Annotated in this window: 9 protein-coding genes; 8 read left to right on the top strand and 1 reads right to left on the bottom strand. The window is 50.3% G+C overall.

The genetic code is table 11. The annotated features are described in order from the left end of the window. Positions 1-411: 411 nt before the first annotated feature. Positions 412-603: a 50S ribosomal protein L28 gene (rpmB, locus tag Q0X35_RS05405; protein ID WP_073997009.1), complete on the bottom strand. Its 192-nt coding sequence runs from the start codon at positions 601-603 to the stop codon at positions 412-414. Between the two features lie 136 nt (positions 604-739). On the opposite strand from rpmB, the gene Q0X35_RS05400 reads away from it, so the two are divergent. The 8 genes from Q0X35_RS05400 to Q0X35_RS05365 all read left to right on the top strand — a co-directional run. After that, positions 740-3,097 carry an ATP-dependent DNA helicase RecG gene (locus Q0X35_RS05400; protein WP_297566307.1) on the top strand — a complete coding sequence of 786 codons (2,358 nt, stop codon included), beginning with the start codon at positions 740-742 and terminating at the stop codon, positions 3,095-3,097. Between the two features lies 1 nt (position 3,098). Further along, on the top strand, positions 3,099-3,668 hold the full coding sequence (gene rsmD / locus Q0X35_RS05395; protein WP_297566306.1) for a 16S rRNA (guanine(966)-N(2))-methyltransferase RsmD: 570 nt from the start codon (positions 3,099-3,101) through the stop codon (positions 3,666-3,668). Next, a complete protein-coding gene (gene coaD / locus Q0X35_RS05390) occupies positions 3,665-4,153 on the top strand; it encodes a pantetheine-phosphate adenylyltransferase (protein ID WP_297566305.1) in 489 nt (162 codons plus the stop codon). The genes rsmD and coaD overlap by 4 nt, the downstream gene beginning before the upstream one ends. After that, the gene (locus Q0X35_RS05385; RefSeq protein WP_297566304.1) at positions 4,140-4,712 is read left to right on the top strand and encodes a hypothetical protein; all 573 of its coding nucleotides are present in this window, start codon (positions 4,140-4,142) and stop codon (positions 4,710-4,712) included. Before coaD ends, Q0X35_RS05385 begins: the two co-directional genes overlap by 14 nt. Beyond that, positions 4,702-5,292 (top strand): DUF177 domain-containing protein, encoded by a 591-nt coding sequence (locus Q0X35_RS05380; protein ID WP_297566303.1) that lies wholly within the window; start codon positions 4,702-4,704, stop codon positions 5,290-5,292. The genes Q0X35_RS05385 and Q0X35_RS05380 overlap by 11 nt, the downstream gene beginning before the upstream one ends. Continuing rightward, positions 5,285-6,088, top strand: a complete 804-nt coding sequence (gene rnc / locus Q0X35_RS05375; protein WP_297566302.1) for a ribonuclease III — start codon at positions 5,285-5,287, stop codon at positions 6,086-6,088. Before Q0X35_RS05380 ends, rnc begins: the two co-directional genes overlap by 8 nt. Position 6,089: 1 nt before the next feature. Further along, positions 6,090-6,962 carry a bifunctional DNA-formamidopyrimidine glycosylase/DNA-(apurinic or apyrimidinic site) lyase gene (gene mutM / locus Q0X35_RS05370; protein ID WP_297566301.1) on the top strand — a complete coding sequence of 291 codons (873 nt, stop codon included), beginning with the start codon at positions 6,090-6,092 and terminating at the stop codon, positions 6,960-6,962. Between the two features lie 12 nt (positions 6,963-6,974). Beyond that, positions 6,975-7,346: response regulator transcription factor (locus Q0X35_RS05365; RefSeq protein WP_297566300.1), on the top strand; the 372-nt coding region annotated here is incomplete at its 3' end.

Below are 7,346 nucleotides of genomic sequence, written 5' to 3'. Positions count from 1 at the left end.
AGATAGTAGATCCGGAACCCAAAAAGAGTCCGGTCCCCAGTGCGCCGGAAAGCGCAATCATAGCAACTTGTGGACTTGTTAAGCGCCGCTTCAAATGCGTGCTTCTAGATTTTCCCGTCATTTTTCTCTCCAATTGATATATACAATTGCGGTATAGGCGGGGGGAAATTGGGATAATCTCCACCCAAAATACCTATATCTGTTCAGTTTATTGGTAGGAGAGCGTTAAGAGCGGAAGAAAATAAAAAATGGGATATGTATCTCCTTGTGCGCCCAAAGCACAAGCGAAACTCAAACCAGCAAAACTTTCCAATAGACATAACTTTCCAATGGACAGAACTTTTAAGTGGGTAGAGAAATAAAAAGAAGGCCTCTGCGAGACCTTCTCTTTGTGGTTATTAAGTATTTCTGCTAGATATTGCGCGTAACCTTACCTGCTTTTAGGCAAGAGGTGCAGACGTTCAGCCGCTTAGGAGTGCCATCTACTAATGCGCGAACCCGCTGAATATTCGGATTCCAACGACGATTGGTGCGCACGTGGGAATGCGAGACGCTCTTGCCAAAACGCGGACCTTTACCGCATACTTCACAAACAGCAGCCACGATTATCTCCTCCATCGTTTGGGCACAGGCCCATATAAGAATTGCAACTAAAGAATCATAACTTAAAAACTGCTCTGAATCCAAGGCGATAGCAGTGGGATAGGGCACTTTGCGGAGAGAGGGTATGCTGGAGAGTATGGAAAGCCAGAAAAAACTTGCGCCTGCGGGAGTGACTGCCCCAGCTCTGCCAGCAGAAGAATACACATTGCTTTCCACTCCTCTGGAAAGGCTCATCGGGAGGCGCTCGGCAAAAGCATTGGAAAAATTGCAGCTATATACGGCCGAAGATTTGCTTTTCCACGTGCCTTTCCGCTTCGCAAAACGCGGAGAGCTTCTACCAATTGAGGCAGTGCGGGAGGGGGAGGACGTCACCGTAGTGGCAAAAGTGGTAGAAGCTAATATACGCCCTATGCGGGCCCGCCGCGGCTTTATTTTACGCATGGTAATTAGCGACGGTGCACACGATCTCGGCCTGACTTTCTTTGCGAAAAATTCGCGCCCTCTGAATTTTCACTTAACGCAATTGCCAGTGGGAGCGCGCGCCGTCTTCTCTGGCACTATTTCCACTTATCGGGGTGCTCTACAGTTAAATCACCCCGAATATCAAGTATTGAAAGATAGCGAAGATGCGGCTGCTGCCCATTTTGACCAGCCAATTCCTATTTACCACGCCACTGCAAAAGTGCCTTCTTGGAAAATAGAGAAAGCCGTGCAAACGATTTGGCCCCTTTTTAATCCGCAGCAGTTTCCAGATCCGCTTCCAGAAACTTATCGGCGGCAGCATGAATTGCCAGATCGTTATACAGCTTTAAAGCAATTGCATTGCCCCGATTCGGAAAACACTTTAGCGGCTGCGCGCCAGCGTATGAAGCATGAAGAAGCGCTGATACTGCAAACCGTCTTGGCGCGGCGAAAATTGCAAGCACGGCGGCAGGCAGCTCCGGAATGTCCGCTGCGCTCCGAGGGGTTAGCCGCGAAATTACTTTCGGAACTGCCTTTTGCGCTTACGCCGGGGCAGGAGCAGGCGGGAGCAGAAATTGCGGCGGATATGCACTCCGCTACTCCTATGCGCCGGCTTCTACAAGGCGATGTGGGATCAGGAAAAACGGTAGTAGCGCTGCGGGCAATGCTGCAGGCAATAGACAACGGTAAGCAGGCAGTATTATTGGCTCCCACTGAAGTGTTGGCCTACCAGCACGCCACTAGCCTGTATCGGCTGCTTGGAGATTTGGCTTCTGCTCGTTATCGCCCTTGGGATGGAGAAAAACGCGCCGACTGGGAGAGAGAGTTACGTATCGAGGTGCTGAGCAGTTCTCTGAGTATGAAGGAAAAACGGGCTGCTTTAGGGAGAATCGCCAGCGGGCAGGCGCAGTTAATAGTGGGTACCCATGCACTTTTACAAGAGCGGGTACAGATTCCCGATTTAGCTCTATTAGTGATAGATGAGCAGCATCGCTTTGGCGTAAATCAACGAGCAAAATTGGCAGCTGGAGTGCATATGCTGGTAATGACGGCTACGCCGATTCCACGCACTATCGCTATGACCACTTTTGGTGATTTAGAAATATCGACGCTTCCCGATTTACCGGCCGGCCGCCCCGAAATAGGCACTTTCTTGGTGCCTTATTGGGATAATGCTTTAGCCGAACGAGTATGGGAGCGGGCGCAAGAGGAAATTGCAGCGGGAGGAAGAGTATACGTAGTTTGCCCGCGTATTTCCGCATATGCGGAAGAAGTGACTACGGAAGGAGAGCTTTTTACTGGAGTAACGGAAGCAGGGGAAGCAGACACGCCGTCGAGTACTGATTCGCAAGACGGTACCTTGCTACCGGCCTTTACGGAAAACTCGGAAAAACCATTGCACACGGTGGAAGACGTCTACCAAATGCTGCAAGCACGCCCGGGTTTCGCCACTTCTAATTTAGGGATATTGCACGGGCAACTGAGTAGTGAAGAAAAAGATGTCGCCATGGCTGATTTTGCCGCCGGGCGTACTCCGCTTTTAGTTTGTACCACGGTGGTGGAGGTGGGGATTGATGTACCCGAAGCGACCATGATGGTGATTATGGACGCGGAAAGATTTGGCCTTTCCCAACTTCATCAGCTGCGCGGGCGAATTGGGCGGGGAAAAAAAGATTCTCTCTGTATAGCTCTGCACCAATCTCCGCCGGGCACTTTTGCATTTGCCCGTTTAACTGCTTTTGCGGCTACGCGAGATGGGTTCCAACTGGCAGAAAAAGATTTAGAACTGCGCGCAGAAGGTAATGTGTTGGGCGCGCGGCAATCGGGGAAGCAGACCGCGCTGCGTTTTTTGAGTGCACTGCACGATATCGATATTATAGCGACAGCAAAAGAAACTGCTCTGCAGCTGGTGGAGGCAGAAAGTACTGAAAGTATTGAAAGTATTGAAAGTGCTGAAAGCTGCCCAGAGTTATGGCGCTTAGTGGCGGAGGCAGAGCAAGCTGCCGAAGTGGATTATTTGGAAAAGAGCTGAAATGACGCGCATCGTATCCGGTAGAGCTAAAGGCAGAAAGCTAAAAGTGCCGAAAGCAGGTACTCGCCCCACTTCGGAGCGTGCTCGGGAAGGTATTTTTTCGCGGCTAGAGCACTATGGCTATATCCAAGGATGCTGCATACTAGATCTCTATTCGGGCTCGGGAGCGCTCGGGCTGGAAGCGCTTTCCAGGGGAGCCGCGCGCGTCATATGTGTAGAAGCAGCCCCGGCTGCTGTGCAAATAATAAAAGAAAATCGCCGTTCTTGCGATCTTCACGTGGAGATAGTCGCCCAGAAAGTACAGAGTTATTTACAGCAGGAAGATCTACCTAAGTTTGATTTAATTATGCTCGATCCACCCTACGCTTTAGAAGAATCCCAGCTAACTGCTGATTTAGAGCTGTGCGCTATGCATTTGGCGGAAGATGGAATGATTCTGGTAGAAAGAAGCAAAAAATCGCCTGAACCGGGCTGGCCGGCCGGAATTTTTCTCGACGATTGTAGAAAATGGGGAGATACCCGGGTGTGGAGTGCCGTGCGCGGGGAAAATCCAAGTATGCTAAATATATGAGTATTGCGGTATGTCCAGGATCTTACGATCCCATCACCTACGGCCATATTGACGTAGTAGAGCGCGCGCTTGGTATGTTTGACGAAGTAATCGTGGCAGTAGCCCGAAATTCGCAAAAGAAATATCTTTTCAGCGCTGATGAGCGGTTAAAGATGGCACAGGAAGTAATGGCTCCGCTGCAGCGGGTACGAGTAGAGATAGTGGAAGGTCTGATTGCTGATTTCGCAAAAGCACATCAGGCAGCCGCTATAGTGAAAGGGTTACGAGGAGCGGCAGATTACGATGGAGAGCAGGCGATGTCGCTATTGAATCGGCATCTATCGGGCATAGAAACGGTATTTATTATTGGAGATCCTAATCTAGCTCATATCGCTTCTTCTTTTGTAAAAGATATCGCTTTTTATGGCGGGAAAATCGATGATCTGGTGCCAGGCGCCGTAGCCAGTGCACTGAAAGAGAAAGTCAGGAAAAATGCAGGAAAATAATCCAGAAGTAGAAAAATCTGAATCCGGAGCTTCGCTATTAGAAGTATTAGAAGAAGTTACCACTCTGGTAGATGAGGCAAAATCGATGCCTCTTTCTGCCTCAGTATTAGTCAATAAAGAGGAAATGCTCGATCTTTTAGAGACTGCTCGCGCTATTGTGCCGGCGCAGATAGTGGAAGCAGATTCGGTACTGCAAGATGTAGAGCGGGTTTCGGATGAGGCGCAGGAGGCAGCTAACCGCGTCACTGCGCACGCCAAGAAAAAGGCGCAAGAGATAGTGGCAGAAGCGCGGGAGCAGGCTTCGCGCCTAGTGGCTCAGGATTCCATCACCGTGAGTGCAAAATCGCAGAGCACGAAGATAATAGATGAAGCAAAATCGCGCGCAGCGAAAATAAAGCGCGGCGCGGATAAGTATTCTGCCGATACTCTCAGCGCTCTTGCCGAGCAGTTACAAGGCGTACAAGAATACCTCGCGCAGATACAAGCGCAAATCGCGGCCGGTCAAGAAATGCTGGCGGAGCGGGAGCAAGGAGCTCAGGCTGAAGAAGATGCAGAATAATTCACCTTTTATAGTTTATGTAGCCGATATCGCGGCGGCTGCGGGCGGCATTTTCCCTTATCAAAAAACTCTGCCTATTTCGGAGGCGATTTCTCTGGAATTAGTAGAAATTCCCGCTGGCACCCCGTTAGAAATTGATTTACAGCTGCAGCTCATATCAGAAGGCGTGCTAGTACAGGGAAGCATAAAGGCGGAGGCGCGCGGTAAATGTGCTCGCTGCCTAGATTCTTTGCAGATTTTCCTCGACGAACGAGTCTCCGAAGTAATCTTTACTCCAGAAGAAATTGCGCGGCTCCTGGCCGAAGGAGATAATGAAGCGCAAGATTTCCCGGCAATTCAAGATGGGCAAGTAGATTTAGAGCCGCTACTGCGCGATGTGGTGGTACTCGCTTTGCCACTCCGCCCGCTGTGTAGAAGAGATTGCCCGGGGCTTTGCTCTGGCTGCGGAGAGAAATGGGACGATTTGCCTGATTCGCACCACCACGAAGTACTAGATCCGCGTTTTGCAGTTCTTGAGGAGCTACGTGCGCAACTGCAAGCAGAAGAGGCGAAAGAAACGGATTCTGAAGATAATGCATAATTCTGATCACGCTCTGCTTTTGAAAAAATGGGGAGCAGATATTGATCCGCAGCTGCTGGAGATCGCTCTTACGCATCGTTCTTGGGCGTATGAGAATGAAACTGAGCACAACGAACGGCTGGAATTTCTCGGAGATTCGATACTGGGTTTCATCGCTGCAGATCGGATTTTTTCTGACTATCCGCAGAGCTCAGAAGGGGATATGTCGAAAATAAAATCGGCCAGTGTATCGGAAAAAGCTTTAGCTGAGATTGCGCGTAGTCTCGATTTAGGTGCTTATATGCGCCTGGGAAAGGGAGAAGAAAAAAGCGGCGGTCGGGAAAAAGATTCGCTGCTCTCCGATACAGTAGAAGCGCTAATTGCCGCTACCTATAAGACACACGGAATAGACGCCACCCGCGCGGTAGTGGAAAAACATCTCGCGGCGCAGATTGCGCAGGCGCGGGAAATGGGGCCGGCACTCGATTGGCGCACCGCCGTCGATGAATTAATTCGCGAATTGGGAATTAGCGAAGAAGTGAGCTATCGAATCGAAGCGAGCGGCCCAGATCATGCCAAACGCTACACGGCCTATGTGCTCTTGCAAGGATTAGAGTGGGGAAAAGGACAGGAAACATCGCAAAAGGCAGCTAAATTGACGGCTTGCCGGGATGCTTATGCGCATTTTCTGGCCGGAGAGCCCTTAGGGAATTCGCGAAACGATGCTCTACTTGCGGAGCAAGGAGTAGAGATACTCACTCCGTTGCGGGAAGCTGCTCGGCAGTGGCAGGCACGCCAGCGGGAAGCAGCTAAGTAAAATGCCAGAGTTGCCAGAAGTGGAAACGATTCGCCGCGGATTGCTTTCGCATGTGCTCAACAAAAAAATTGTGCGAACGGAAGAATTTCATGAGCGCGTAGCGCGGAAATCTGCTGCTGGCCTGCAAGAATTAGTGGGAAAACGCATAAAAGAGGTGGCGCGGCGCGGAAAATTTCTCTGGTTTGTACTTGAGGAAGAAAACCAGCTCGAAAAGAGAGCTTTAGTGGCTCATCTCGGAATGTCGGGGCAATTTCGGATAAATAGTGCGCACAGCCCGCATCGGCGTGCCACTCTGCACCTAGAAGATGGCACGCGCCTTGATTTCATTGATCAGCGCACTTTTGGTTATTTACTTCCCGATACTTTAATTCCTACGCTTGATGAGAAAGTGGGAGGATGCGGCACAGATTTAGCTTATATTCCCCGCAGCGCGGCTCATATTGCCCGCGACGCACTAGACCCGGCAGTAGATATTTCCGCTTGTGTAGAGCGGGTAAAAAACCGGAAAATTTCGATAAAATCGCTGCTTCTAGAGCAGAATTGTATCTCGGGGATTGGCAATATCTATGCCGATGAAGCTCTCTATGCTGCGCAGATATATGCGGGTACGGCAGTTGATAAGCTCCCGGCGGCGAAAATAATTATGCTTTATCAACAGGCACAAGAAGTGATGCGCGCGGCGATAGCAGCTGGCGGCACTTCTTTTGACGCGCTCTATGTGCACGTAAATGGCGAATCCGGTTATTTTTCGCGTTCTTTGCAGGCTTATGGCCGCGCTGGGCAGCCTTGTGCGCGATGTGGCACACTTTTAGTAAGAGAAAAAATTTCCGGACGATCTTCGTACTACTGCCCGCAATGCCAGAGGCCAAGCTGAGAGGAGAAATCTATGAAAAGTAAATTGATTAATGTGATGATTATCGATGACCACGAAGTGGTAAGACGCGGAATAGCGGAAGTCATAGACCGCTCTGAAGGGTTAAATGTGGTGGCAGAAGCCGGTACCGTAAGTGAAGCTTTGCGCCGGGCGGAGCTTATGCAGCCGGAAGTAGCCCTGATTGATTTACGCTTGCCGGATGGAACCGGGCTAGATATTATCGAGCAGTTGCGTGAATATTCTCCGCATACACAGTGCATTGTGCTCACTTCTTTTGATGACGACGACGCCGTAGCCGAATCCCTCGAAGCGGGCGCAAAAGCTTTTCTGCTCAAGACGGTGCGCGGAGCAGAAATTACGGATGTAATTAGAGCAGTAGCAGAT

The sequence above is a fragment of the uncultured Arcanobacterium sp. genome, assembly GCF_947253055.1.
GTDB lineage: Bacteria > Actinomycetota > Actinomycetes > Actinomycetales > Actinomycetaceae > Arcanobacterium_A.
Note: the sequence above shows the minus strand (reverse complement) of the source record. Positions and strands in the feature narration are given on the sequence as shown.